This window comes from Bacillus sp. CIS52, from assembly GCF_053545315.1.
The window spans coordinates 1-22,351 of sequence record NZ_JBIUFR010000002.1 but is presented as its reverse complement, the minus strand read 5'-3'; the positions used below and the strand labels follow the sequence as shown (position 1 = coordinate 22,351).

Sequence of the window (22,351 nt, the reverse complement as noted above, 5' to 3'; positions counted from 1 at the left end):
AGGGCGCTGCTGCCCTCGGCTTTTGTTTTTTCAGTTAGTCGAATGAAGCGAAGTGAGTCTGTATGTAATGCTCGTCCGTCCGTTCGCCCATTCGAGCTTTTGGACTTCGCCGGTCCCGGATTTCTCGCCGTTTTTTGTTTTGCGCACGTCCATCGGAATATCAAGAGGATAAACGCGGTAGCCCTCTTTCTCCAATAAAAAAATATTTTCCTCTATCCGTTTTTCATTGCCTTTTGTCACAATCATTGTATTAAATTCAACAGGCATTCCCAAAATGAAAATCCCCTTTCATTCTCTTTTTCTTTATTATCATATCATAAATCCGTTATCTTACCTTGTCTTCATCCATTCCGCCAGACGCCGGACTATGCGTCTATTTTCCTGCGGCGGAAAATAATGCGTAAAACCGCTGTAATACCAGGTTTCTACCGGTTTTCCCACCTCTTTCAGCCTGTCCTCAATCATCCGGGCATGTTCGATCGAAACATTTTCGTCATTCTCGCCATGGATGAGCAGCACAGGCGCTTGAATACGGTCTGCTTTTTCAAACGGCGAACGCCATCTGTATTCATCCGGCACCTTTTTCGGCGTGCCGCCGATCACCCGCTTCATCATCCGCCGCATATCCTTCCGCTCTTCATAAGTAAGCACCATATCACTCACACCGCCCCAAGAGACGAGCGAAGCCGCCTGATGCCCCATCTCGATCGCAGTCAAAAGCCCCATGATGCCGCCCCGGGAAAACCCGAAAATATGAACCCGGCCTTCCCTGACGTTCGGGTGATCCCGAAGCAGGCGGAAAGCGGAAAACGCGTCCTCTCTGTCCTCTCCCGCAAAATCTTCATTTCCCTCGCCGCCCTGATTGCCTCTGTAATAAGGTGCAAACACGACAAAGCCTTGGGAAGCGAACTGAACGATTCTTCCCGGGCGGACCATGCCGACATTTTTTATGCCGCCGCGCAAATATAAAAAACCGTCGTATGTTCCCGGCGCCGCAGGCTCGGCAAGGAGCCCCTTTACCTTCAGCCCTTCTGACTCGTAGCATACCGCAAAGAGCCGGACATGCGGGCTCGGAGACGGAAACCTTCTCTTTTCAACCAGCAAAGCAAATGAGCCTCCTTCATCATCAGTTTTTTTATTCTTTCCCAACCTGAATATGGGCACTCACACATTTTTTATACCCATCATACGATATGTAAAGCAAAAAGGGTTATTTTAACGCTTAATATAAGGAGGTTACAACGTGAACAAATGGCTCAAAACGAGCTGTATCTTTGTCATATGCGCCCTATTCCTGCTCATTCTTCCGGCCTGCAGACAGGAAGAAAGTCTGACAAAGGTGAAGGTGGCGGAAGTCACACACTCCGTCTTCTATACGCCTATGTATGTCGCTGAAGCGAAGGGTTTCTTTAAAAAAGAAGGGCTTCAAGTGTCTCTTCAAACAACATGGGGCGGAGACAAAACGATGACATCGCTTTTGTCAAACGGCTCTGACATCGCGCTGGTCGGTTCTGAAACATCTATTTACGTGGAAGCGCAAGGAGCTAAAGATCCTATCATCAACTTCGCGCAGCTGACGCAGACAGACGGCACTTTTCTCGTGGCGCGGAAGGATGAGACATCATTCAAGTGGGACGATTTAAAAGGAAAAACATTTCTCGGCCAGCGAAAAGGCGGCATGCCTCAAATGGCCGGTGAGTACGTCCTGAAAAAACATCACATACAGCCGAAAAAAGACATCAACCTGATTCAAAACATTGATTTCGCCAACATTTCCAACGCATTTGCATCCGGCACCGGTGATTATGTGCAGCTGTTTGAACCGACGGCATCCCAATTTGAAAAAGAAGGCATCGGCCATATCGTCGCATCCTTCGGAGAAGCTTCAGGCCAAGTGCCTTACACAACTTTTATGGCAAAAGAAAGCTATTTAAAAAACAATGAAAAAACGGCGGAAAAATTCACCCGCGCCATTTACCGCGCCCAGCAATGGGTGGAAAGCCACCCGGCCAAAGACATCGCAAAAACGATTCAAAAGGAATTTGCAGATACCGACCCGGCCATTATTGAAGCATCAATAGAACGCTATAAAAAACAAAAATCATTCTCTTCAGACCCTGTTCTGCAAGAGGATGAATGGGAACAGCTCCAATCAATTATGGATGAAGCCGGAGAGCTCCCGAAACATATTCCGTACAGCAAACTCGTCAACACAACAATCGCCAAAAAAGCCACCTCAGAACAATAGGAGGAACATGAATGTCTTTTTTACAAGTGGATCATGTGACACATACTTATTTCTCGCTGAAAGAAAGAACAACCGCCGTGAAAGATATACATTTTCATATTGAAAAAGGGGATTTCATCTCTTTTCTCGGGCCGAGCGGATGCGGAAAAACCACACTCCTGTCCATTCTGGCCGGCCTTATCGCCCCCGCGCAAGGCCGGGTGCTGATTGAAGGAAGCGTGCCGAACCATAAAGAACACCAAATCGGCTATATGCTTCAGCAGGATTATTTATTTCCTTGGAAATCAATTGAGGAAAACGTCCTGCTCGGTTTACACATTTCCAAAACATTAACAGAAGAAAAAAGGGCTGAAGTTCTCAGCCTTCTGCCTAAACTCGGATTAATCGGCGTCGAAAAAAAATATCCGAAAGAGCTTTCAGGCGGAATGCGGCAGCGGGCGGCACTTGCCAGAACGCTTGCGCCGGACCCGGGACTGCTGCTTCTGGATGAGCCGTTTTCCGCGTTGGACTTTCAAACGAAGCTTTCTTTAGAAAACCTTGTCTTCAAAACATTAAAAGATTTTCAAAAAACCGCCGTGCTCGTCACCCACGATATCGGTGAAGCCATCGCCATGAGCGATACGATCTATTTATTTTCGAATCAGCCGGGCACCATCCATCAAATCTTCACCGTGCCCAAGGAGCTCGCGTCCTTAGATCCGTTTGACGCGCGTCAGGACCCGGCCTTTCAGCCGCTGTTTCAAACGATATGGAAGGAGCTGAACTCCCTTGAAAAACAGCAGCGGCACGATTGAACAGCTTCATCAGGAGTTTAAGAAAAACCACCAAAAAGAAAAACGCCGGATCCGTGCGTATCAGGCCGCCATTTTCATCGTATTTTTTGCCGGGTGGGAAATTTCGAGCAAGGCAGGCTGGATCGATCCGTTAATCTTCAGCTCACCCTCTGCCGTTTGCCGGCTCTTGTCGGAAAAGATCGCGGACGGATCTCTTGCGGCTCACATCGGCGTTACATTAGGAGAAACCGTTCTGGGCTTTTTGCTCGGCACACTTCTCGGCACATGCCTCGCCGCTCTGTTATGGTGGTCAAACAGGCTCGCCCGTGTGTTAGACCCGTACCTCGTCATTTTAAACGCGATGCCGAAGGTCGCACTCGGGCCGATTCTTATCGTCGCACTCGGGCCGAGTTTCACAAGCATCGTAGCCATGGGTGCAGTCATCAGTGTCATTATCACGACGATCGTCGTCTTTACGGCTTTTCAGGAAGTGGATGAGAATTATATTAAGGTCATGAAAACCTTCGGAGCGAAAAGGCGCATCATATTTAAAGAAGTCATCTTGCCGGCGTGCTCCCCCGCGATTGTTTCTGCGCTTAAAGTGAATGTCGGTTTATCCTGGGTCGGGGTCATTGTCGGCGAATTTCTTGTGTCCGAAAAGGGACTGGGCTACATGATCATTTACGGCTTCCAAGTCTTCAATTTCACTTTGGTGTTCTTAAGCCTTCTGATCATCGCTGTTTTTGCGACATTGATGTATCAGGGAGTCGAATGGTTAGAAAGAAAATGGACGAAAGGAAAAATATAAAAAAGACCCGTGCGGTATCGCCGGGTCTCCGTTTTTATGATTGAAATACGCCGTCCTCTTTCAGCTTTTTCAGGCTGATCGGAAGCACTGAATCTTTCATGATGAAACTGAACTTTTTATTTCTCGGGAGATTCTCCGGCAGTTCGCTGAACAGCACTGGCCCCTTCGTTTCAAAATAATCAGCCTGTTTTTCAAGCCTTTCAATATCGGCAAAATATATATTCTTAATGATTATCTTTTCCCTGCCGAGAACTTTATACTGTCCGACGTACTGAAGGTGTCTTACCGCAGCGCCGGTTTCTTCTTTCACCTCGCGCAGGGCCGCTTCCTCCGCACATTCCATCGGCTCCACTTTTCCGCCCGGAAATTCAAACCCCCGGTCTTCATGCTCAGTCAAAAGCCATTTATCGCCATATCGGCATATGACCCATACGTGCTTCGGGCTGTCTGAAAAAGGCTGGTGTTCAAAGGAGAGCTGAACAGTATTCTGATAATAGTCTTTAAACTCGTACATGTTTATCCCTCTAATCCGTTCCTTCATATCTTCCATACATCATACCACAGTTGCGTTTGTTCGGAAGCCCTTTATCAAAAATTCAGAGGAAAACCATCATACCCGCTAGTATAGCCTCGTTTGAAGCAAATGTTACGGTTTGCGCTTGAATTTATTTTTCAGGGTATCCAAAAGATCGACGAGCACCTGCGGAACCGGGATGCCCAGCGAGCTTGCCGTGATCACAATCTGTACCGATTCGTATAAGATATAAAACATGATAGCCAAATTACGGATAGCGCCTTCGGTATAAAGCAGCTGATCAAAAAAATGGCAAACTGAGACTAATGCCAGGGTCACAATTTTTTTGACCAGCCGCGCAAAAAGCCTTTTTGGGCTCAGCTGATGCAAAAGAGACTCTTTTAAGCTTGTACTGATAAATTCGATCGCCATGACCGATAGCAAAACCAGAAACGAATACTGAAAACCGCCAAAGAAAAATCCCGCTGCCGACACAATCACTGCAAAAAACGAAAAGATGCCAAAGTCTCTGCCCATTTGATCCAACATCCTTTCACAGAAACGGCCTTACATTATTCTATGAAAAGTGAACGGAACGGTCTGGATTTTTCAGAAAAATGGACAACATCTTCGGCGGCCAAATAAAAGACCGGACGCTCTAAAGCCCCGGTCTTCCCTTGTTAATTATCCTAAATACGCTTTCAGCATCCAGTTATGTTTTTCGATATTCTGGTGAATGGCCAGCAGCATATCGCCGGTCGTTTCATCCCCGACCTCATCTGCGAGATCCATTCCGCTTTTCAGCTCTTCTGCAATGACAGTGAAATCATCATAAATGTTCTGTACCATTTGTTCTGCGCTCTCATTGCCTTCCGCTTCTTTTATAGAAGCAGTCTTCAATGATTCCGTCATGGTGCCGATCGGCTTGCCGTTTAATGCCAGCAGACGCTCTGCAAGGTCATCAATATATGTAGCCGTTTCGTTATACAGCTCTTCGAATTTCTCATGCAATGTGAAAAAGTCCTTCCCTTTGACGTACCAATGATAGTTATGTAATTTCACATACATGACCGTCCAGTTTGCAACTTGTTTATTAACTGCTTCCAATAGTTTTTCTGACATCCCAATCTTCCTCCTTTGGTTTACTATTGATATACCCTATATATCGTGTGTTAAAACATAAATTTTTAGCCCTTGGTTTTCCATATGGAAAATATGTTATCATTTGTTAAAAAGGAGGGATTTCATGCTGCTTCTACTGAGTCTCGGCTTTCTTATCGTGCTTGCCGTGCTGCTTTTATCCATCTGGTCGACGGTAAGAGCCTATAACGTAAAGCATACGATCGATCCGCCGCAGGACGCATCAAACGGATTGACGGATAAAAACAAACCTTAATGATGTTGCGCCTTTTCCTCACGGCCGGAGGAATCATCGGCAGCTTCAGCATCCCCGACACGCACTTTTACAGTCGGCATATTGTGCTGCTGTTTTGCCGTTACGTGGGATTGAACGGTATATACACCTTCTTTATCGAATTCAGTCCGCAGATAATACGCCCCTTTTTCCTCCTTGGCCTTGCTTGTTTTGCCGCTGCCTTTTTTTCCTTCTTTCCATACTTCAAACATGACTTCATCCGCATCCGTGACCCGCTTACCGCCGTAAAAAACTTCCGCCTTGTATTCTGCTTTTTCATGCGGCTCTGCCGTTTCCGGTCCGGTAAGCTTGACTTCAAGCGCTTTCGGCTCTTCATCCGCGGAGGTTTTGTCCGCATTGCCTCCGCAAGAAGATAAAAGAAATACCATACCGCACATACCCGCTAATACAGCCCGTTTCATTCCATCACTCCTTCATGTTTGCTTCTATTTTAGCAAACGCTTACACATAAGGTGTGACATTTTTTAGAAATATGTAAAAAAGCCTTTTTGCATGACAGCAAAAAGGCCTGTTTTTTATCCGAACACTTTGAGCAAATCTTCTTTATCCTGTGACAGCCAGAAACGCATCAGGCGTTTCGCGCCTTCCAAATCATGAAGTTTCGCCTGGCCGCACTGTTTTTCGTTGGCTGCCGGGATCTCCGTAATATCGATGGCTTCTTTCAGCGTAGCGTCAAGCAGGTCGACAATTTCTTCCGCTGTCGGCTCGCCGCTCACAACAAGATAATAGCCTGTCTGGCAGCCCATCGGTGAAATATCTATGATGTCGAAGTGATCGTATTTCTCAGAATGTGTGCGAATCGTAAACGCAAGCAAGTGCTCAAGCGTATGAATCGTATCCGGCTTCATCGCCTGTTTGTTCGGCTGACAGAAGCGGATGTCAAACTTATTCACGACGCCGTCTGTTCCGACTTTATGCACCCCGCAATGTCTTACATACGGAGCCACAACCGCATTATGGTCAAGCTCAAAGCTTTCTACTGAAGGCATAATAGCACTCCCTTTTTTCAGAATATGCATCCATTATAACACAGTTTTCCGATAAGAATTGCGGCGGAAGCTTTTCAATCTGAAATTTTTTTTCTATACTGGCATTAGAAAGGTGGTTTTTTTGATGAAAACCATAATGATTGCGTTAATCCGCGGATACCAGAAGTTCATCTCTCCGCTGACGCCGCCGTCATGCCGCTTCTATCCGACATGTTCTCAGTACGGAATCGAAGCCGTCAGGACTCACGGCGCATTAAAAGGCGGATGGCTGACCTTGAAGCGAATCTTAAAGTGCCATCCGTTTCATCCGGGCGGGGTTGATCCCGTACCGGAAAAAAAGCAAAAGCATTAGTCCATATGCTGGTAGCCATCGATCACCAGATCAAGTTTACCGGTTTCAGGATCAATCACCAGACCGTGCACCGGCACATTGTCAGGGAAAAGCGGATGGTGTTTAATGACGTTTACGCTGTCTGTCACACTCGCTTCTACAGAATCGAAGCTTTTCAGCCATTGATCAAGATCAACGCCTGAGTGCTTCAGCATGTCAATCCGCTCTTTCGGAATACCGCGGTCAATAATTTTACCGAGCATATCCTCGCTGTTGATTTTGCTCATGCCGCAATCATGATGGCCGATCACGCAGACTTCATCAGCGTTTAATTCATATACGGCCACTAAAAGGCTGCGCATGATGCTTCCGAACGGGTGGGCGACAAGCGCGCCGGCACTTTTAATAATTTTCACATCGCCGTTTCGCATGTTCATCGCATGGGGAAGCAATTCAACAAGGCGTGTGTCCATGCAGGACAGAATCGCCATCTTTTTATCCGGGAATTTAGATGTTTGGTATTTTTCATAATCTTTGTTTTTAGTGAACTGCTCATTAAAATTCATGATATCGTTTAGAAGACTCATCTTGGTGTTTCCTTTCTGCCTTTTTATTCACAATATAACACAAGGCGGGCCATTTCGTCACTACCCGCACCTGATCACAAAGTAACAGACGGCCCAATAAATAAGACAAACCCCCTCGGGCTTGTCTTACTTTCCCATATTGTATTTTTTGTTGAACTGTTCGACTCTCCCGCCTTTTTCGTTGAACTTTTGGCGGCCTGTATAAAACGGATGTGTATCTGAGCTGATTTCTACTTTAATCAGCGGATATGTTTTTCCGTCCTCCCACTCTGCCGTTTCCTCTGACGTTTTCGTTGAATGGCTTAAAAATCGGTAGCCGCTGTTCACATCTTGAAAAATCACTTGATGGTTATCCGGATGAATATCTTTTTTCATGCTGATCTCCCTTTCTTAAATCGTAATAATTACGTTTTATTCTAAACCTTAAATAGGCGCTTGTCAATCATATATGCCCTGATCCCTTGATTTCTAAACCCTGCCCATATATGGAATCAGAAGAATAATCTAATGGCTTCAGCAAATAATATAACCACATTACATAAAACGGTAATAAGAAAGGCGGTTTATGACGTGGATGATTTAGTGTTAGCCAGAAGCCTGTTCGGGACAACCATGGGCTTTCATATTATTTTTGCGACGCTTGGTGTCGGCTTGCCTCTGATGATTTTAATGGCTGAATTGATTTATCAAAAAACCAAAGATCCTCATTATGCCATTATGGCGAAAAGGTGGACAAAGGCGCAGGCGGTTCTGCTCGGCGTGGCGATACCGACCGGAACGATCGCGGGTACACAGCTTGCTCTTTTGTGGCCCGGATTCATGGAGGTCATCGGCAGAGTGATGTCACTCCCGTTTCAAATTGAAATTTATGCTTTCTTTATCGAAGCGCTGTTTATGTCCATTTATGTCTATGCCGCTGACCGGCTGACTCCGGCGATGCGCATCATTGCGGTTATTTTCGTTTTGATCGGCGCTGCGGCATCTGCCGTCTTAATCACAAATGTTCACGCATTTGAAGGAACGCCGGCCGGCTTTAAAATTTTAAACGGCAAAATCACTGACGTCGAACCGTGGGCCGCATTTTTTAATCCAAGCTTTTTCACCACCGCGGGCCATGTCGTTCTGACGGCTTTCATGACCGGTGCATTTATCGTCGCCTCAGTAGCAGCTTATAAAATGCTAAGAACGAGAAAACAGGAGCAGATATACCGGTTTCACCGAAAAGCGCTGCTGCTCGCTTTAACGATCGGCGGAATCTTTTCCATTATTGCTTCTTTAAACGGACACGAATCAGCTCAGCTTCTTTACGAATACCAGCCTGAAAAGCTTGCGGGCGCAGAAGGGCTGTTCGAAACAAGATCACACGCTCCGCTTGCGATCGGCGGTTTTACCGATCCAAAAGAAGAAAAAGTAAAATGGGCGATAGAAGTGCCGTGGGCTTTAAGCTTTTTGGCTGCAAACAGCTTTGATACCGTCGTTAAAGGGTTGAACGCGTTTCCGAAAGACGAGTGGCCGCCTTTATTCATTCATACACTGTTTAACGGAATGGTCGGCATCGGAATGCTGCTCATTTTATACTCCATCATCGGCATCGTATGGAGAAAAATCTTAAAGAAAGACAGCTTTCCGACTTGGCTTTTAATTTTATTTTTAACCGCAGGACCGCTCAGTCTGATCGGAATTGAATTCGGGTGGATATTCGCTTGTACGGGACGGCAGCCATGGGTGATTTATCATCTGCTGAAAACATCAGATGTCGTCACCACAACCGGTTCAATCGGCTTGCTGTTCATCCTGTTTACGGTGGTTTACGCCATTTTGGCGGCCGCAGTCATTTATGTGCTGCTTTATTATTTCCGCAAACATCCCGTTGAGGAGGATGTAAAAGCGGCGGAATCTTAACAAAGAAAGGGCTGAATTGAAATGGACATTACCATGGACGCTCTCATCGCGATATCAATCGTATGGGGCTTCGTGTTTATCTACGCGGTCATGGCAACGATGGACTTCGGAGCCGGCTTTTGGTCGATGATTTATTTAAATAAAGAACAAACAAAGGCGACAAACATCGCCAACCGTTATTTGTCCCCGACATGGGAAGTGACCAATGTCTTTATCGTCGCAATCGTTGTCGCCCTTTTCAGCTTCTTTCCCGGGGCAACCTTCGTGCTGGGGACCGTTTTATTGATTCCGGGGAGTATCATTCTGCTGCTTTTAGCGATCCGCAGCGGCTTTCTCGTCTTCTCCAATACGGCGAAGGAAAGAAAAATCATGAGATATATCTCCGGAATTTCAGGCTTCATTATTCCTGCCGTGCTGATTTTGGTCCTTCCGGTCACACACGGGGGATTTATCGACAAGACGGGCGGAGTGTATCACTTAAATTTGGCAAATGTCTTTACAAGCCCTAATGCGTATGCGTTTATCGGCTTTGCCATTTTAAGCACTTTGTTTTTATCTTCGCTGCTTCTGGCTGACTTTTCAAATGTTGCGGAAGAGGAGCATGCGTACCGCATCTACAGACGGAGCTCTTTAATAACAGGGCCGCTGTCACTTCTTTTTGCCATCTTCATTATGGTGACATTACGCTCTGAAGCCGGCTGGCTGTATACGGGGATGATGAAAGACAAGACATGGCTCATCCTGTCTGTCATTACATTTATTATTGCGGGCGCGGCCCTGTTTCTGCCGAATAAACGCTTCGGCCAGAACATCGGCAAACCGAGAATCGCCATGATCGCCATTGCGCTGCAATATTTCCTGGCAAGCTATGCGTACGGACGGGCCCACCTTCCTTATATGATTTATCCCGATATTACGGTCATGTCTGGATTTACGGAGCCGGCAACCTTCAAGGCGCTGTTTATGACGTATATCGTCGCTTTCATTATCTTGTTTCCCGGGTTTTATTTCTTCTGGAAGCTCTTTATGAAAGACAGACGTTATATCCGCCAAGAGGAATAACAGAAATCAGAGCGGTTCATACTAATGGCGTACCTTTTATCATGGAGGGGGAGTCAGCATGGATCATCAAAAAATACTGTGTGAAGTCAATAACTGCTCTTATTGGGGCAAAGGAAACAAATGCACGGCCGACGCGATTTATGTTGTCAGCCATACAGGCGAAACCGCTGAAAAAAGTGAAGAAACCGATTGCAAAACCTTTAAACCGTTTGATTTATAAAAAAAGAGCTGTTTTTATACAGCTCTTTTTCATTTCGGCGCCGATGAAAAGCATTGCAGAAACGGCAAATTGGCGGCGGCAGACGGTACAATCAGTATCGAGAAAGCAACGCTTGCGATGTTAAGCTGAGACTGTTTGAAAAAAATTATCACATTCGTCTGCTAAAAAAACCGGCTTTTTCAGCCGGTTCAAACAGGGAAGGGGTGATGTTGAACAGTTTCAATATAACAGCAGCTTACAGTGTGCTCAACTTGCTGAAATAAAGTTTTATCAGCTGTTCGTTGTGAAAACGTCCATTTGGGTGACGTATTTTCTCATTACTTCCTGATTCACGCTGACACCCAGTCCAGGATCGTCCGGAACAGAGATAAATCCCTCTTCGATACGGATGTCAGGAGTAACGATATCCTCCTCCCAGTATCGGTCTGATGAGGAAATGTCACCCGGTATCGTAAATTGCGGCAGCGAAGCAAGCGCGACTGTCTGCGCTCTCGAAATGCCGGTCTCGAACATTCCGCCGCACCATACCGGCATGTGATGCTCTCTGCATAAATCATGTATTTTTAAAGCTTCTGTCAGGCCTCCTACACGCGCCGGTTTTATGTTAATGATTTTACAGCTTCCAAGCTCAATCGCCCGCCTCGCGTCATCAAATGAGCATATACTTTCATCAAGACATATCGCCGTTCTCAAATGTTTTTGCAGGTGGCGGTGATCGACAATATCATCTGCCTGAAGCGGCTGTTCTATCATCATTAATTGGAATTCATCCAATTCTTTCAGCCTGCTGATGTCTTTCAGTTCATATGCCGAGTTGGCATCCGCCATCAGCGGTAAGTTCGGGAAACGGCTGCGGATGGCTCTGACCAAATCAACGTCACGGCCGGGCTGAATTTTTATTTTTATACGTTGATAACCTTCTTTTACGTATTGCTCAATTTCCCGAAGCATCACATCATCCGAAGCAAGACCCACTACGACCCCGGCGGGCACTTTATCTCTTTTGCCCCCTAAGGCTTCTGCGAGAGATATCCCCTTTTTCTTGGCATATAGATCCCACACGGCTGATTCGAGCCCCGCTTTTGCCATGCGGTTTCCTTTGAAACGCGCGAGACTGTCAGGCACTTCTGACGGATGGAAAAACTCGCGGCCTACGATATTTGGGATGAAAAAATCTCTCAGCATATGCGCGCATGTCTGAATCGTTTCTTCTGTATACCAAGGAGAAGAAAACGCCGATACCTCCCCCCAGCCCGTTCTGCCGGTTTCGTCGATCGCCTCCACGATCAAAAATTTGCGGTCCTGCAGCGTTTCAATACTTGTTTTAAACGGTTTTTTCAGCCTCATACTTACATGATAAAGGGTGATTTTTTCAATCTTAATCATGACAATTCTCCTTTACGAAGCTCATTCAGCCGATGTCTCATCAGTTTATTGGACGCGTTCCGCGGGAGCTCGTCAACCGCGAAAAAAGCAGCCGGCACTTTATATTTTGCAAGGCGTTCTCGGCAAAAGGCGGCCAGCTCTTCTGCACTGACAGAAGAAGTCAGCACGAGAAAGGCATGCGGCACTTTCCCCCACTTTGGATCTTCGGCTCCTGAAACACCTGCTTCTGCTACAGCCGGATGGGCAAGCAGCGCCGCTTCCACTTCAGCCGGATAGATGTTCTCTCCGCCTGAAATGATGAGATCCGACCGTCTGTCCAGCACATATAAAAACCCTTCGTCATCTAAATAGCCAAGATCGCCCGTTTTAAACCAGCCATTATGAAAAGCGGCCTGATTCGCTTCATCACGATGATAGTACCCTTTCATCACATTCGGGCCTTTTACCGTGATTTCACCGTGTTCAAACGGCGTACAGCGATTTCCTTCTTTTTCAATTCTGATCTCGCATGAAAACAGCGGTTTACCGGCCGAGCCGAGCTTTTCCATGCTGAATTCAGGTGACAGCGTGACAATCTGTGAGCAGGTTTCTGTCAAGCCGTAAGACTGGAAGACCGGAAATTGCTTTCTTCGGCATTCTTCAAGGAGCGGCAGGGGGGCCGGCCCTCCGCCAAGCAGAATGCACCGCAATGATTCCGGACATTGTTCGGTTTCCGCAAGCAGACCTGAAAGCATTGTCTGCACCGCTGATATGATCGTGACCCGGTGTGAGCGGATGCTGGCAAGCACATCAGTAACTGAAAATTTTCGGTGCAGCACGACAGGCATGCCGTAAATGACCGACTTAAACAGCGCTGACAGACCGCTGATATGAAACAGCGGCAGCGCAATAAGCCAGCGGTCCCGCTCCGTGACCCCCAGATTCAGCGCAGACGATACAGCGCTGGAATAATGGTTTCCGAAAGTCTGCTGCACCCCCTTCGGCCTTCCCGTTGTTCCTGACGTATACATAAGAGTCGCCGTATCATCAAGTGTTACATAAGCTTCCGGCTCCATGTCACCCGCCTTTTCAGCTTGCAGCTCGTCCACATCTGCGACAGCGACTGCAGATTCATAATCTTCGCGGCAAAAACCGTCTTCCGTCAATAAAAGCTTCGCCTCTGAATCTTCGAGCTGAAACAGCCGTTCTTGTTTTGAGAGCTTCGTATTTAACAGCACCGCTTCCGCTCCTAATAAGAAGCAGGCGTGAACGGCATAAATCATTTCTGGGCGGTTAGAAAGCAAAATTGCAACACGGTCTCCTTTTTTAAGCTTGCAGTATTCGGACAGCCGCGCGGCCATTTGTTCAGAAGCATGATACAATTCTCTGAATGTCATCTGTTTGTTTTCAAATATGAGAGCGATTCTCTCAGGTGTCAGCTGAGCCCTTTGAATGAGCCAATTTGGCTGTTCTGTCAGCATGTTATCATCTCCGAGGTAAAAGTACTGTGTTTGAAAAGAAAACAGCTTGGACCAGAGCGGCTCAAGCTGTTTCGTAGTGTCATCTGATCACGGAAAACGAGGGAACTGACCGAAATCCGGACTGCGTTTTTCTTTAAAGGAATCGCGGCCTTCTTTCGCTTCGTCTGTCGTGTAATAAAGAAGTGTTGCATCTCCCGCAAATTGCTGAATTCCGGCGAGGCCGTCTGTATCTGCGTTAAATGCCGCTTTAAGGAAACGAAGGGCTGTAGGACTTTTCTCAAGCATTTCCTCACACCATTTAATGGTTTCCTCTTCAAGTTTCTCTAATGGGACAACCGTATTGACAAGACCCATGTCGAGCGCTTCCTGCGCATTGTATTGACGGCACAGATACCAGATTTCACGGGCTTTCTTATGTCCGACGATACGCGCCAGGTAGCCTGAACCGTAACCGGCATCAAAGCTTCCCACTTTCGGTCCGGTCTGACCGAAAATCGCGTTATCAGCCGCAATCGTTAAATCACAGACGATATGAAGCACATGGCCTCCGCCGATCGCGTAACCTGAAACCATTGCTACAACCGGTTTAGGAATCACGCGGATCAAACGCTGAAGATCAAGCACGTTCAGACGCGGGATCTGATCGTCTCCGACATATCCGCCGTGACCGCGGACTTTTTGGTCTCCGCCTGAACAGAATGCTTTATCTCCCGCTCCCGCAAGAACGATGACACCAATATTAGAGTCATCACGCGCACAAGCAAATGCGTCAATCATTTCTGATACCGTCTTAGGAGTAAATGCGTTATGTACCTCCGGGCGGTTAATTGTTATTTTTGCAATACCGTTATACGTCTCGTACAAGATTTCATCGTACTGACGTTCAGTTTTCCATTCTGCAGCCATTGATATGACCTCCTTCATTTTTGCCTGAGTCCGGCCGAAAAGCTATTTTCTATATGCTTTACAAGCCGTATAAAAACTCACTTACTATCTTACCAAAAATTCGCGGCTGTTCCACATGTACCGTGTGCCCCGCCTGTTTGACAACCTCTATTTTACTTGATGGGAGCAGGTTATGCACCTTTTGATTAATCACGCAAAACTTTTCGTCCCATTCACCGCATATAAGCAGAACGGGCGCCTTGATGCGGTCTAAAGCATCCCACCAGGAAGGCTGCGAGCCCGTCCCCATTCCGAGCAGGCTGCCTGCAAGTCCGGACGGATTATTTTTCAGCCTGCCGGCACGGATGGACGCCTTTACGCTGTCCGGCAGAGAAAGCTGCGTGGCAAACAACGGAATGCCCTCCCAATAATCGACAAACGATGTTATGCCTTCCTTCAATATAAAGTCCGCAAGCTTCCGGTCTGACTGAATCCGCTTTTTGCGTTCCTGAAGCGTGCTGAGACCAGGAGTGGAGCTTTCCAAAACAAGCGCTGACACCCGGTGCGGAAATGCCTGTGCAAAGGAATACGCAAGTCTTCCCCCCATAGAATAACCAATAAGTTTCACTTTGTGAAGTTTTAATTGATCAAAAACGGCGGCAAGGTCCGCAACCTGCCGGCTCGTACTGTACCTTGCCGCTTGCACAGGCGCGTCTGTCTCCCCGTGACCCAGGCAGTCAATCATCACCATTCGCTCGCCGGGAAACATTTCGCGCAGAAACATCCATGATTCTTTACTGCCCGTAAATCCGTGCAGACAAACAATTGCTTCAGACGAGCGGTCACCGGTATCATTCACCCGGTAGCACACGCCGTCAGCCATTTTGACAGTTACAGTCTCCATTCTTTTTTCACTTCCCGCACTGCGGCCTGCAGCAGATCGCGATGGAATTGAACTCTTGAGGTCCGATCTGTTTTAAGCTCGATAATATGAAGTCCGGGCTTGTCCGCCTGCGGCTGATATGCATCCTTAAATGCTTCCCATGTCTCAGGGCAAGTATACGTCCCGCCATACAGTGCTGCGGCATGCTTGAAATCAAGGCCCGTCGGCGTACCGAATAGTTCTTCAAAATGAGTTTTATCAGATGCCTGCGGCAAAAATGAGAAAATCCCGCCGCCATCATTGTTTATTAAAATAACCGTAAGCGGAATTCCAAGTTTTTTAGCCGCTAACAGCCCGTTTAAATCATGGTAAAACGATAAATCTCCAATCACAAGCGTGACGGGAGCTTTTGTTCCCTCACATACGCCCATAGCCGAGGAAACAACTCCGTCAATTCCGTTAGCTCCGCGGTTGGCATAGACGCGGAAGGAACGATCTTGCTTTTCAAAGAAAGTATCCACATCGCGAATCGGCATGCTGTTGCCGACAAAAATCGAACTGTCTTCAGGAACAAGGTGCTGAAGGTGACGATATACATTTCCTTCGAATGACAAATTATCCATGCCCGCATGCTGTAAATGGCCGCGGAACCGTTCATTGACAAACTGCCATTTCTCCAGCCATTCGGATAGCCGTCTTCCCGTTTCAACTGAACGGACCGCTTCCAAAAACACCGACGGATGGCAATGAATCATATGCGCGCCGGCCTGAGTGGGATCTCTCCACCCTCCGTCTTCATCGACGATAAACTGCTCAATGGCAGGATCATCCCTGAGCCATACAAAGAGCGGTTTGGAAACCGGCATCGGACCGAAGCGAATCACAGCTTCCGGACGCAGCACTTCTTTTATCTCCTCATCTCTTAAGAACGAGTCATAAGCATCAATGATCAGCGCCTTATCATGCTTTCCGTTTCGCAGATTTGAAAGCGGATCAGCCAAAATCGGGAATTGAAGCATCTCGGCAAGCGCGAGGATCTGCTGTTTTTCTGCTTCACCGTGAATTTCGCCGCAGACGATCATCCCCTTTTCGGTATTCGCAAGACGCTCTGTAATATGACGCAGTGAGGCCGGATCGGCAGACTGAATCCCTGTTGTGACAGAGACATGCCGATCTGATCTCATTCTTTCAAAAGGCCGGGCTGACAAATCAGGCATCAAAGGCTCCCTGAGCGGCACATTGACATGCACCGGTCCCATCGGCTGTTTCCCCGCTTCACTTGCGGCTCTGCCGGCCAAAGTTCTGATATAACTCAGCATTTGAGGATTTTCCTCGGGAAGAGCCGAGTCTGTGAAAAACTTAACAAAGTTACCGAACAGAAAATGCTGGTTAATCGCCTGAGGCGCCCCTACTTCCCTTAATTCATGGGGCCGGTCAGCAGTCAGGACAATGAGAGGCACTCTTGAATAATGAGCCTCAATCACGGCCGGATAGAAGTTAGCCGCTGCCGTTCCTGACGTACAAATCAGCATGACGGGACGCTGGCGGGCTTTTGCAAGACCGAGTGCGAAAAAACCTGCGGATCGTTCATCAATTTGTATATGGACTTGAATATCCGGGTGGGCCGCTGCCAAAACCGCCAGCGGAGTCGACCTCGATCCGGGACAAACGACCGCGTCGGTTACACCAGAAAGAGCGAATTCATCAATAAAGCTTCCGATATAATGTGTAATCGGGTTTGTCAAAGCCTTTCACCTCCTAAAGCAGAGATCATCGGCTTTAGTTTAATTTGTGTTTCTTCATATTCTGATTGCGGATCTGAATCTTCAACAATGCCGCAGCCTGCAAAAAGGCGCGCCCTTTTGTCTTCAATCAATCCTGATCGGATGGCCACGACAAATTCTCCGTTTTCCCTGCCGTCCATCCAGCCGATCGGCGCCGCGTACCACCCGCGTGTCATCGGTTCAATTTCAGCAATAACATCAACAGCTTTCTGCTGGGGCGCTCCGCCCAATGCCGGTGTGGGATGCAGCTTTTCAATTAAATCAAACAGCGAAGCGGACGTTTTAAGACGGCCGGTGATCGGTGTATATAGATGCTGCACACTTTTTGTTTTATATAATTGCGGACCTGCAGGCTTTTTCACATCACTGCAGCTCGATAAAAAAGCATCGTTTATCATCTGAACCACAAAATCATGCTCCGCCAGGTTTTTTTCGTCATGCAGCAATTCTTCGCCGAGACGGTCATCTTCTTCCTGACTTTCTCCGCGCTTAATTGAACCTGCCAGACAAGAGGACATGACGTCTTTGCCGGATTTTTTGATCAGCCGTTCCGGTGAAGCGCCGACAAAGCATTTATTTCCCTGCTCAATCGCAAAAACATAGCTTGTCGTTTGATCCGTCAAAAGCTTGCGGACAACGCTCTCCGCCGGAATCGGCCCGTCATATGACAAAACGACTTCCCTTGCCAGGACGACTTTATCATATTGATTTGCTTTCATATCATTTGTTGCTGTTTTAATGGCGTCAAGCCAGTTTTCTACATCTAGTTCTTCCGCTTTTGTTAAATCAGGATATTCCTCATATGTCATTGAAGAAACTGTAAAAGCTTCAGAAAAAGATTTCAGACGTTTCAGCACATCTTCTGCCTGATTGCCGTCTGCCGCCCATTGATTGACGGTTAAATAATCACCATCCGCCGTCTTTGTCAGCATGAGTGAGGGAATAAAAAACAGTCCTTCTTCGAACCCATCCCATTCGTCTCCTCTTTCTTCAGCGGGATTAAATGAAAAACCGCCGAATAAGACAGGGCCGACCGCGGTATGCGCCGCCTCTTCTTCTTCATGAATATGATAAGCCGTCTTTTTAAAGCGCTCCCATTGTTCAAAAACATCTTGATAACGTTTTTCGTTTTTTTCATTCGATTGGAACAGCGCTTCTGTGCCAAGACCGACTATTGTTAATTCACTACCGGGTTCTGACCAAAAAAATCGTTTGCCTTTATATTTTTTTGCTCCGTCTTTGAAAAATGATAGAGGGTCTAAAGACGCAATACGTCTTGAATAGCTCAATAAGACAGCATGGTTGACTTGTTTGGCTTTATGTAATGCATGATCTGCTTCCTCTCGGAACGTATGCTGCACCGTTGTCACCATGAGACATTCCTCCATAATCCGTTAAATGCTTTTAATACAATACACCTGTGATGACTTTGTGTCAAACACACAGATTTGCGCACGACAAAATGCCTGCATTTCTTATTATAAACCTTTTTGCGCAAATGAATAAAGAAACAAACTTGAATTTTCTTTCCCCACTCTCGGCAATCACTGTATCCTTTACTTTACTGTGGGAAAACGACCATTTTTATCCACCATTTTTCTGCACAAAAACGTTCATACTAACAGTCATAAGCATCACATAGAAACGAGGGAATGATGTGCTTACAAATGAACAGATCACACACTTGAAAAAAGAGCTCGAAGAAGCCAAACATGATATCTTAAGTCGTTTTAAAGAGAATGACCAATTTCAATTAACAGATGAATTCCCGTATCAGTCATCCGGCGAATTGTCTTCCTATGACAATCATCCCGGCGATCAGGCGACTGAATTATACGAGCGTGAAAAAGATCTGGCGCTCCTCGACCATGAACGGGAGCACCTTCGCGACATTGATTACTCCTTGAAACAAATTGAAAACGGCACATACGGTATTTGTGAAGTCAGCGGCAAAGAAATCCCTTATGACAGACTGGAAGCTCTGCCGACGGCTACCACCTTGGCGGAATATTCCTCTCAGGATGCCGTTTCTAAAGACAGGCCGATTGAAGAGGAAACACCGTTCGGACAGTTTGAATTTGATGATGATGAATCAATACGGCCGCCTTACGATAGTGAAGACTCATATCAGGATGTAGAGGAATACGGAAACTCAGAAACACCTCAAGATTTAGAGGTTCCGCCTCTCAGCTACAACGATATGACAATGAACTCAGAAGAAAACATCGGCTATGTTGAGGATTATGAAAATTTTATCGCCACAGATATTACCGGAAAAAACATTTCCGTGTATCCAAGCAGAGACCACGAAAAATATGAACAGGAACTGGATGAAGAAGGAATTATGACGACTTTCGGCGATCTTCATGCTGACTAAAACCCCGGTAAGCCGGGGTTTTTACATTTGTTGCATTTTTGCAATGGAAACTCATACACTTAATGGTGCATGGCTCTCAACAAGGTTTGACCTTTCTAAAATCGGGAATGACATTGAACAATGGAGGGAAGAGATGAAAAAGAAGTATATCGGTGCGATCATTGTATTTATCATTACATATGCCTTGTTTTCCTTAGCGGGGTTTCTCTTTCCCGTAGATCGGGAATGGTACGACGCGCTTCAAAAACCTGACTGGACGCCGAGCGGATCAGTGATAGGCATCATATGGGCGGTTTTGTTTGCACTTATCTCCCTGTCAGCAGCCTTGGTATACGTAAAGCTTTCATGTAAAGAATCCAAAGCTTTCTGGGTGATGCTTCTCATCAATTATATCGTGAATCAAGGATTCAGCTTTTTTCAATTCACACAGAAAAATTTTCTTGCTGCATCTATCGATTGCCTGCTTGTAGCCGTTACAACACTCATTTTATTGATGATTGCCGGTAAATACAGCAAAGCTTCAGCCTGGCTTTTGGTTCCTTATTTATTATGGAGCGCTTTTGCCACATACCTGTCTTTTACCATTTACAATATGAACTCATAATAAAAAACCTTGCATAGTATGCAAGGTTTTTTTAATGACCCGTACGGGATTCGAACCCGTGTTACCGCCGTGAAAGGGCGGTGTCTTAACCGCTTGACCAACGGGCCTTATGGCGGAGAAGGAGGGATTTGAACCCTCGCGCCGCTTACACGACCTACACCCTTAGCAGGGGCGCCTCTTCAGCCACTTGAGTACTTCTCCATATGGCTCCACAGGCAGGATTCGAACCTGCGACCGATCGGTTAACAGCCGATAGCTCTACCACTGAGCTACTGTGGAAAATTATCATGGTGGGCCTGAGTGGACTCGAACCACCGACCTCACGCTTATCAGGCGTGCGCTCTAACCAGCTGAGCTACAGGCCCACGACAATATAAAAATGGAGCGGGTGATGGGAATCGAACCCACGACATCAGCTTGGAAGGCTGATGCTTTACCACTAAACTACACCCGCATTTGTTTGGGGCGATTGATGGGAATCGAACCCACGAGTGCCAGAGCCACAATCTGGTGCGTTAACCACTTCGCCACAACCGCCAAAACAATATTAAATTAAAATGGTGGCTCGGGACGGAATCGAACCGCCGACACACGGATTTTCAGTCCGTTGCTCTACCAACTGAGCTACCGAGCCTTTTTATATAAATGGCGGTCCGGACGGGACTCGAACCCGCGACCTCCTGCGTGACAGGCAGGCATTCTAACCAACTGAACTACCGGACCATTTTTTTGGTTGCGGGGGCAGGATTTGAACCTGCGACCTTCGGGTTATGAGCCCGACGAGCTACCGAACTGCTCCACCCCGCGATGATGATTAAATTAGATATGGCGGAGGAAGAGGGATTCGAACCCCCGCGGGCTTTGACACCCCTGTCGGTTTTCAAGACCGATCCCTTCAGCCAGACTTGGGTATTCCTCCGTATAAGTGGTGGACCTTGTAGGACTCGAACCTACGACCGGACGGTTATGAGCCGTCTGCTCTAACCAACTGAGCTAAAGGTCCAATGGTAGCGGCGGAGGGGATCGAACCCCCGACCTCACGGGTATGAACCGTACGCTCTAGCCAGCTGAGCTACACCGCCAAAAAACAATTAAAATCAAGTGGAGCCTAGCGGGATCGAACCGCTGACCTCCTGCGTGCAAAGCAGGCGCTCTCCCAGCTGAGCTAAGGCCCCAAAGTGGTCGGGAAGACAGGATTCGAACCTGCGACCCCATGGTCCCAAACCATGTGCTCTACCAAGCTGAGCTACTTCCCGATTTTTCAAAAGTATGTATGGCGCGCCCGAGAGGAGTCGAACCCCTAACCTTTTGATCCGTAGTCAAACGCTCTATCCAATTGAGCTACGGGCGCAACAATAAGTGCCGAGGGCCGGACTTGAACCGGCACGGTAGTCACCTACCGCAGGATTTTAAGTCCTGTGTGTCTGCCAATTCCACCACCCCGGCATGGATGGTATAGTTTAGTTGGAGCGGAAGACGGGATTCGAACCCGCGACCCCCACCTTGGCAAGGTGATGTTCTACCACTGAACTACTTCCGCGTTTGGCAATGCGGATGAAGGGACTTGAACCCCCACGTCTGTAAAGACACTAGAGCCTGATTCTAGCGCGTCTGCCAATTCCGCCACATCCGCAAGAAAAAAACATGGTGAGCCATGAAGGACTCGAACCTTCGACCCTCTGATTAAAAGTCAGATGCTCTACCAACTGAGCTAATGGCTCTTTTTACAAGAGACTTATATAGTATAACATATAAAAGTGGTGCCGGCAAGAGGACTTGAACCCCCAACCTACTGATTACAAGTCAGTTGCTCTACCAATTGAGCTACACCGGCCTAATACGCCAACTTATGTATGATAGAAATGGTGGAGGATGACGGGTTCGAACCGCCGACCCTCTGCTTGTAAGGCAGATGCTCTCCCAGCTGAGCTAATCCTCCGTATATTACACTTACGTGTAATGGCTTGGCGGCGTCCTACTCTCACAGGGGGAAACCCCCGACTACCATCGGCGCTGAAGAGCTTAACTTCCGTGTTCGGCATGGGAACGGGTGTGACCTCTTCGCTATCGCCACCAAACCATTGAGAGTGTTCTCTCAAAACT

At 47.1% G+C, this 22,351-nt stretch carries 25 protein-coding genes, 21 tRNA genes and 1 rRNA gene; 10 read left to right on the top strand and 37 right to left on the bottom strand.

The features are described 5' to 3' along the window. Positions 1-30: 30 nt before the first annotated feature. A complete protein-coding gene (locus ACH32G_RS10010; protein WP_013353269.1) occupies positions 31-273 on the bottom strand; it encodes a DUF2584 domain-containing protein in 243 nt (80 codons plus the stop codon). Between the two features lie 57 nt (positions 274-330). Then, positions 331-1,104, bottom strand: a complete 774-nt coding sequence (locus ACH32G_RS10005) for an alpha/beta hydrolase family protein (RefSeq protein WP_448814301.1) — start codon at positions 1,102-1,104, stop codon at positions 331-333. A 139-nt stretch (positions 1,105-1,243) separates the two neighbouring features. Between ACH32G_RS10005 and ACH32G_RS10000 the strand changes: the two genes are divergently transcribed. From ACH32G_RS10000 to ACH32G_RS09990, 3 genes are read left to right on the top strand one after another with little or no spacing between them, the layout of a single operon-like run. Continuing rightward, complete coding sequence (locus ACH32G_RS10000) at positions 1,244-2,248, top strand: ABC transporter substrate-binding protein (RefSeq protein WP_414831518.1); 1,005 nt, start codon at positions 1,244-1,246, stop codon at positions 2,246-2,248. 11 nt (positions 2,249-2,259) lie between these two features. Continuing rightward, positions 2,260-3,042, top strand: a complete 783-nt coding sequence (locus tag ACH32G_RS09995) for an ABC transporter ATP-binding protein (RefSeq protein WP_045926403.1) — start codon at positions 2,260-2,262, stop codon at positions 3,040-3,042. After that, a complete protein-coding gene (locus ACH32G_RS09990) occupies positions 3,017-3,829 on the top strand; it encodes an ABC transporter permease (protein WP_448814300.1) in 813 nt (270 codons plus the stop codon). Before ACH32G_RS09995 ends, ACH32G_RS09990 begins: the two co-directional genes overlap by 26 nt. A 34-nt stretch (positions 3,830-3,863) precedes the next feature. Here the strand turns inward: ACH32G_RS09990 and ytkD are convergent, their stop codons facing one another. From ytkD to ACH32G_RS09975, 3 genes are all read right to left on the bottom strand, one after another. Next, positions 3,864-4,343: an RNA deprotection pyrophosphohydrolase gene (ytkD, locus tag ACH32G_RS09985; protein ID WP_016938479.1), complete on the bottom strand. Its 480-nt coding sequence runs from the start codon at positions 4,341-4,343 to the stop codon at positions 3,864-3,866. 132 nt (positions 4,344-4,475) lie between these two features. After that, positions 4,476-4,880 carry a phage holin family protein gene (locus tag ACH32G_RS09980; RefSeq protein WP_448814299.1) on the bottom strand — a complete coding sequence of 135 codons (405 nt, stop codon included), beginning with the start codon at positions 4,878-4,880 and terminating at the stop codon, positions 4,476-4,478. Positions 4,881-5,027: 147 nt separating this feature from the next. Then, on the bottom strand, positions 5,028-5,465 hold the full coding sequence (locus ACH32G_RS09975; protein ID WP_003152242.1) for a Dps family protein: 438 nt from the start codon (positions 5,463-5,465) through the stop codon (positions 5,028-5,030). A 124-nt stretch (positions 5,466-5,589) separates the two neighbouring features. Here ACH32G_RS09975 and ytzI point away from each other — a divergent pair, with 124 nt between their 5' ends. Further along, complete coding sequence (gene ytzI / locus ACH32G_RS09970) at positions 5,590-5,739, top strand: YtzI protein (RefSeq protein WP_016938476.1); 150 nt, start codon at positions 5,590-5,592, stop codon at positions 5,737-5,739. Here the strand turns inward: ytzI and ACH32G_RS09965 are convergent. Further along, complete coding sequence (locus tag ACH32G_RS09965; protein ID WP_016938475.1) at positions 5,736-6,179, bottom strand: FixH family protein; 444 nt, start codon at positions 6,177-6,179, stop codon at positions 5,736-5,738. The two genes, ytzI and ACH32G_RS09965, sit on opposite strands and share 4 nt — an antisense overlap. 114 nt (positions 6,180-6,293) lie before the next feature. Continuing rightward, positions 6,294-6,767: an S-ribosylhomocysteine lyase gene (locus tag ACH32G_RS09960; RefSeq protein WP_003152237.1), complete on the bottom strand. Its 474-nt coding sequence runs from the start codon at positions 6,765-6,767 to the stop codon at positions 6,294-6,296. Between the two features lie 124 nt (positions 6,768-6,891). On the opposite strand from ACH32G_RS09960, the gene yidD reads away from it, so the two are divergent. Next, positions 6,892-7,119, top strand: coding sequence for a membrane protein insertion efficiency factor YidD (yidD, locus tag ACH32G_RS09955; protein WP_016938474.1), 228 nt, complete (start codon positions 6,892-6,894; stop codon positions 7,117-7,119). Here yidD and ACH32G_RS09950 read toward each other — a convergent pair. Both ACH32G_RS09950 and ACH32G_RS09945 read right to left on the bottom strand, forming a co-directional pair. After that, positions 7,116-7,685 carry a beta-class carbonic anhydrase gene (locus ACH32G_RS09950; RefSeq protein ID WP_016938473.1) on the bottom strand — a complete coding sequence of 190 codons (570 nt, stop codon included), beginning with the start codon at positions 7,683-7,685 and terminating at the stop codon, positions 7,116-7,118. The genes yidD and ACH32G_RS09950 overlap by 4 nt on opposite strands. Before the next feature lie 126 nt (positions 7,686-7,811). After that, entirely contained in the window at positions 7,812-8,060 is a 249-nt protein-coding gene (locus ACH32G_RS09945; RefSeq protein WP_448814298.1) for a type B 50S ribosomal protein L31, read from the bottom strand. Positions 8,061-8,255: 195 nt separating this feature from the next. On the opposite strand from ACH32G_RS09945, the gene ACH32G_RS09940 reads away from it, so the two are divergent. The 3 genes from ACH32G_RS09940 to ACH32G_RS09930 are packed head-to-tail and all read left to right on the top strand — an operon-like array spanning position 8,256 to position 10,869. Next, positions 8,256-9,587: a cytochrome ubiquinol oxidase subunit I gene (locus tag ACH32G_RS09940; RefSeq protein ID WP_029575342.1), complete on the top strand. Its 1,332-nt coding sequence runs from the start codon at positions 8,256-8,258 to the stop codon at positions 9,585-9,587. Positions 9,588-9,608: 21 nt separating this feature from the next. Beyond that, on the top strand, positions 9,609-10,649 hold the full coding sequence (locus ACH32G_RS09935) for a cytochrome d ubiquinol oxidase subunit II (RefSeq protein WP_016938470.1): 1,041 nt from the start codon (positions 9,609-9,611) through the stop codon (positions 10,647-10,649). A gap of 58 nt (positions 10,650-10,707) precedes the next feature. After that, positions 10,708-10,869 carry a DUF1540 domain-containing protein gene (locus tag ACH32G_RS09930; protein ID WP_415273471.1) on the top strand — a complete coding sequence of 54 codons (162 nt, stop codon included), beginning with the start codon at positions 10,708-10,710 and terminating at the stop codon, positions 10,867-10,869. Positions 10,870-11,139: 270 nt separating this feature from the next. Here ACH32G_RS09930 and menC read toward each other — a convergent pair whose 3' ends face one another. The 6 genes from menC to ACH32G_RS09900 form a co-directional block, all read right to left on the bottom strand. Further along, entirely contained in the window at positions 11,140-12,255 is a 1,116-nt protein-coding gene (gene menC / locus ACH32G_RS09925) for an o-succinylbenzoate synthase (protein ID WP_269774592.1), read from the bottom strand. After that, positions 12,252-13,715 (bottom strand): o-succinylbenzoate--CoA ligase, encoded by a 1,464-nt coding sequence (locus tag ACH32G_RS09920; protein WP_448814297.1) that lies wholly within the window; start codon positions 13,713-13,715, stop codon positions 12,252-12,254. The genes menC and ACH32G_RS09920 overlap by 4 nt, the downstream gene beginning before the upstream one ends. 87 nt (positions 13,716-13,802) lie before the next feature. Further along, complete coding sequence (menB, locus tag ACH32G_RS09915; protein WP_016938465.1) at positions 13,803-14,621, bottom strand: 1,4-dihydroxy-2-naphthoyl-CoA synthase; 819 nt, start codon at positions 14,619-14,621, stop codon at positions 13,803-13,805. 58 nt (positions 14,622-14,679) lie between these two features. Next, complete coding sequence (gene menH, locus ACH32G_RS09910; RefSeq protein WP_016938464.1) at positions 14,680-15,504, bottom strand: 2-succinyl-6-hydroxy-2,4-cyclohexadiene-1-carboxylate synthase; 825 nt, start codon at positions 15,502-15,504, stop codon at positions 14,680-14,682. Beyond that, positions 15,492-17,228, bottom strand: a complete 1,737-nt coding sequence (gene menD, locus ACH32G_RS09905; RefSeq protein WP_415273473.1) for a 2-succinyl-5-enolpyruvyl-6-hydroxy-3-cyclohexene-1-carboxylic-acid synthase — start codon at positions 17,226-17,228, stop codon at positions 15,492-15,494. The genes menH and menD overlap by 13 nt, the downstream gene beginning before the upstream one ends. Beyond that, complete coding sequence (locus ACH32G_RS09900) at positions 17,225-18,640, bottom strand: isochorismate synthase (RefSeq protein ID WP_448814296.1); 1,416 nt, start codon at positions 18,638-18,640, stop codon at positions 17,225-17,227. Before ACH32G_RS09900 ends, menD begins: the two co-directional genes overlap by 4 nt. A gap of 284 nt (positions 18,641-18,924) precedes the next feature. Here ACH32G_RS09900 and ACH32G_RS09895 point away from each other — a divergent pair, with 284 nt between their 5' ends. Both ACH32G_RS09895 and ACH32G_RS09890 read left to right on the top strand, forming a co-directional pair. Continuing rightward, positions 18,925-19,644, top strand: coding sequence for a TraR/DksA C4-type zinc finger protein (locus tag ACH32G_RS09895; RefSeq protein ID WP_016938461.1), 720 nt, complete (start codon positions 18,925-18,927; stop codon positions 19,642-19,644). Positions 19,645-19,777: 133 nt separating this feature from the next. Next, complete coding sequence (locus tag ACH32G_RS09890) at positions 19,778-20,248, top strand: TspO/MBR family protein (protein WP_448814295.1); 471 nt, start codon at positions 19,778-19,780, stop codon at positions 20,246-20,248. A 35-nt stretch (positions 20,249-20,283) separates the two neighbouring features. Here ACH32G_RS09890 and ACH32G_RS09885 read toward each other — a convergent pair. From ACH32G_RS09885 to rrf, 22 genes are all read right to left on the bottom strand, one after another. Next, a tRNA-Glu gene (locus tag ACH32G_RS09885) sits at positions 20,284-20,355 on the bottom strand. A 3-nt stretch (positions 20,356-20,358) separates the two neighbouring features. Continuing rightward, positions 20,359-20,449: transfer RNA gene (locus tag ACH32G_RS09880), tRNA-Ser, on the bottom strand. 3 nt (positions 20,450-20,452) lie between these two features. Then, a tRNA-Asn gene (locus ACH32G_RS09875) sits at positions 20,453-20,527 on the bottom strand. Positions 20,528-20,536: 9 nt separating this feature from the next. Then, positions 20,537-20,613: transfer RNA gene (locus tag ACH32G_RS09870), tRNA-Ile, on the bottom strand. Between the two features lie 15 nt (positions 20,614-20,628). Then, positions 20,629-20,702, bottom strand: a tRNA-Gly gene (locus tag ACH32G_RS09865). Between the two features lie 7 nt (positions 20,703-20,709). Beyond that, positions 20,710-20,785: transfer RNA gene (locus ACH32G_RS09860), tRNA-His, on the bottom strand. Positions 20,786-20,806: 21 nt separating this feature from the next. Further along, positions 20,807-20,882 (bottom strand) — tRNA-Phe (locus ACH32G_RS09855). 12 nt (positions 20,883-20,894) lie between these two features. Then, positions 20,895-20,971, bottom strand: a tRNA-Asp gene (locus ACH32G_RS09850). Positions 20,972-20,978: 7 nt separating this feature from the next. Continuing rightward, a tRNA-Met gene (locus tag ACH32G_RS09845) sits at positions 20,979-21,055 on the bottom strand. A gap of 19 nt (positions 21,056-21,074) precedes the next feature. Then, positions 21,075-21,167, bottom strand: a tRNA-Ser gene (locus tag ACH32G_RS09840). Between the two features lie 7 nt (positions 21,168-21,174). Next, positions 21,175-21,251: transfer RNA gene (locus ACH32G_RS09835), tRNA-Ile, on the bottom strand. 2 nt (positions 21,252-21,253) lie between these two features. Further along, positions 21,254-21,330, bottom strand: a tRNA-Met gene (locus ACH32G_RS09830). Between the two features lie 20 nt (positions 21,331-21,350). Continuing rightward, a tRNA-Ala gene (locus tag ACH32G_RS09825) sits at positions 21,351-21,423 on the bottom strand. Between the two features lie 4 nt (positions 21,424-21,427). Continuing rightward, positions 21,428-21,504 (bottom strand) — tRNA-Pro (locus ACH32G_RS09820). 18 nt (positions 21,505-21,522) lie between these two features. Next, a tRNA-Arg gene (locus tag ACH32G_RS09815) sits at positions 21,523-21,599 on the bottom strand. A gap of 9 nt (positions 21,600-21,608) precedes the next feature. Then, positions 21,609-21,694, bottom strand: a tRNA-Leu gene (locus ACH32G_RS09810). Between the two features lie 19 nt (positions 21,695-21,713). Next, positions 21,714-21,788: transfer RNA gene (locus ACH32G_RS09805), tRNA-Gly, on the bottom strand. A gap of 9 nt (positions 21,789-21,797) precedes the next feature. Continuing rightward, a tRNA-Leu gene (locus ACH32G_RS09800) sits at positions 21,798-21,881 on the bottom strand. Between the two features lie 12 nt (positions 21,882-21,893). Continuing rightward, a tRNA-Lys gene (locus tag ACH32G_RS09795) sits at positions 21,894-21,969 on the bottom strand. A 37-nt stretch (positions 21,970-22,006) separates the two neighbouring features. Beyond that, positions 22,007-22,082, bottom strand: a tRNA-Thr gene (locus ACH32G_RS09790). Between the two features lie 29 nt (positions 22,083-22,111). Next, a tRNA-Val gene (locus ACH32G_RS09785) sits at positions 22,112-22,187 on the bottom strand. A gap of 23 nt (positions 22,188-22,210) precedes the next feature. Next, a 5S ribosomal RNA gene (gene rrf / locus ACH32G_RS09780) occupies positions 22,211-22,326 on the bottom strand. Positions 22,327-22,351: the final 25 nt, after the last annotated feature.

Bases quoted from the DNA above. Each gene is read 5' to 3' on its own strand.
- ACH32G_RS09995 (WP_045926403.1), top strand. From the start codon at position 2,260: ATGTCTTTTTTACAAGTGGATCATGTGACACATACTTATTTCTCGCTG.
- ytkD (WP_016938479.1), bottom strand. From the start codon at position 4,343: ATGTACGAGTTTAAAGACTATTATCAGAATACTGTTCAGCTCTCCTTT.
- ACH32G_RS09980 (WP_448814299.1), bottom strand. From the start codon at position 4,880: ATGGGCAGAGACTTTGGCATCTTTTCGTTTTTTGCAGTGATTGTGTCG.
- ACH32G_RS09975 (WP_003152242.1), bottom strand. From the start codon at position 5,465: ATGTCAGAAAAACTATTGGAAGCAGTTAATAAACAAGTTGCAAACTGG.
- ytzI (WP_016938476.1), top strand. From the start codon at position 5,590: ATGCTGCTTCTACTGAGTCTCGGCTTTCTTATCGTGCTTGCCGTGCTG.
- ACH32G_RS09965 (WP_016938475.1), bottom strand. From the start codon at position 6,179: ATGAAACGGGCTGTATTAGCGGGTATGTGCGGTATGGTATTTCTTTTA.
- ACH32G_RS09960 (WP_003152237.1), bottom strand. From the start codon at position 6,767: ATGCCTTCAGTAGAAAGCTTTGAGCTTGACCATAATGCGGTTGTGGCT.
- yidD (WP_016938474.1), top strand. From the start codon at position 6,892: ATGAAAACCATAATGATTGCGTTAATCCGCGGATACCAGAAGTTCATC.
- ACH32G_RS09950 (WP_016938473.1), bottom strand. From the start codon at position 7,685: ATGAGTCTTCTAAACGATATCATGAATTTTAATGAGCAGTTCACTAAA.
- ACH32G_RS09945 (WP_448814298.1), bottom strand. From the start codon at position 8,060: ATGAAAAAAGATATTCATCCGGATAACCATCAAGTGATTTTTCAAGAT.
- ACH32G_RS09935 (WP_016938470.1), top strand. From the start codon at position 9,609: ATGGACATTACCATGGACGCTCTCATCGCGATATCAATCGTATGGGGC.
- ACH32G_RS09930 (WP_415273471.1), top strand. From the start codon at position 10,708: ATGGATCATCAAAAAATACTGTGTGAAGTCAATAACTGCTCTTATTGG.
- menC (WP_269774592.1), bottom strand. From the start codon at position 12,255: ATGATTAAGATTGAAAAAATCACCCTTTATCATGTAAGTATGAGGCTG.
- ACH32G_RS09920 (WP_448814297.1), bottom strand. From the start codon at position 13,715: ATGCTGACAGAACAGCCAAATTGGCTCATTCAAAGGGCTCAGCTGACA.
- menB (WP_016938465.1), bottom strand. From the start codon at position 14,621: ATGGCTGCAGAATGGAAAACTGAACGTCAGTACGATGAAATCTTGTAC.
- menH (WP_016938464.1), bottom strand. From the start codon at position 15,504: ATGGAGACTGTAACTGTCAAAATGGCTGACGGCGTGTGCTACCGGGTG.
- ACH32G_RS09900 (WP_448814296.1), bottom strand. From the start codon at position 18,640: ATGGTGACAACGGTGCAGCATACGTTCCGAGAGGAAGCAGATCATGCA.
- ACH32G_RS09890 (WP_448814295.1), top strand. From the start codon at position 19,778: ATGAAAAAGAAGTATATCGGTGCGATCATTGTATTTATCATTACATAT.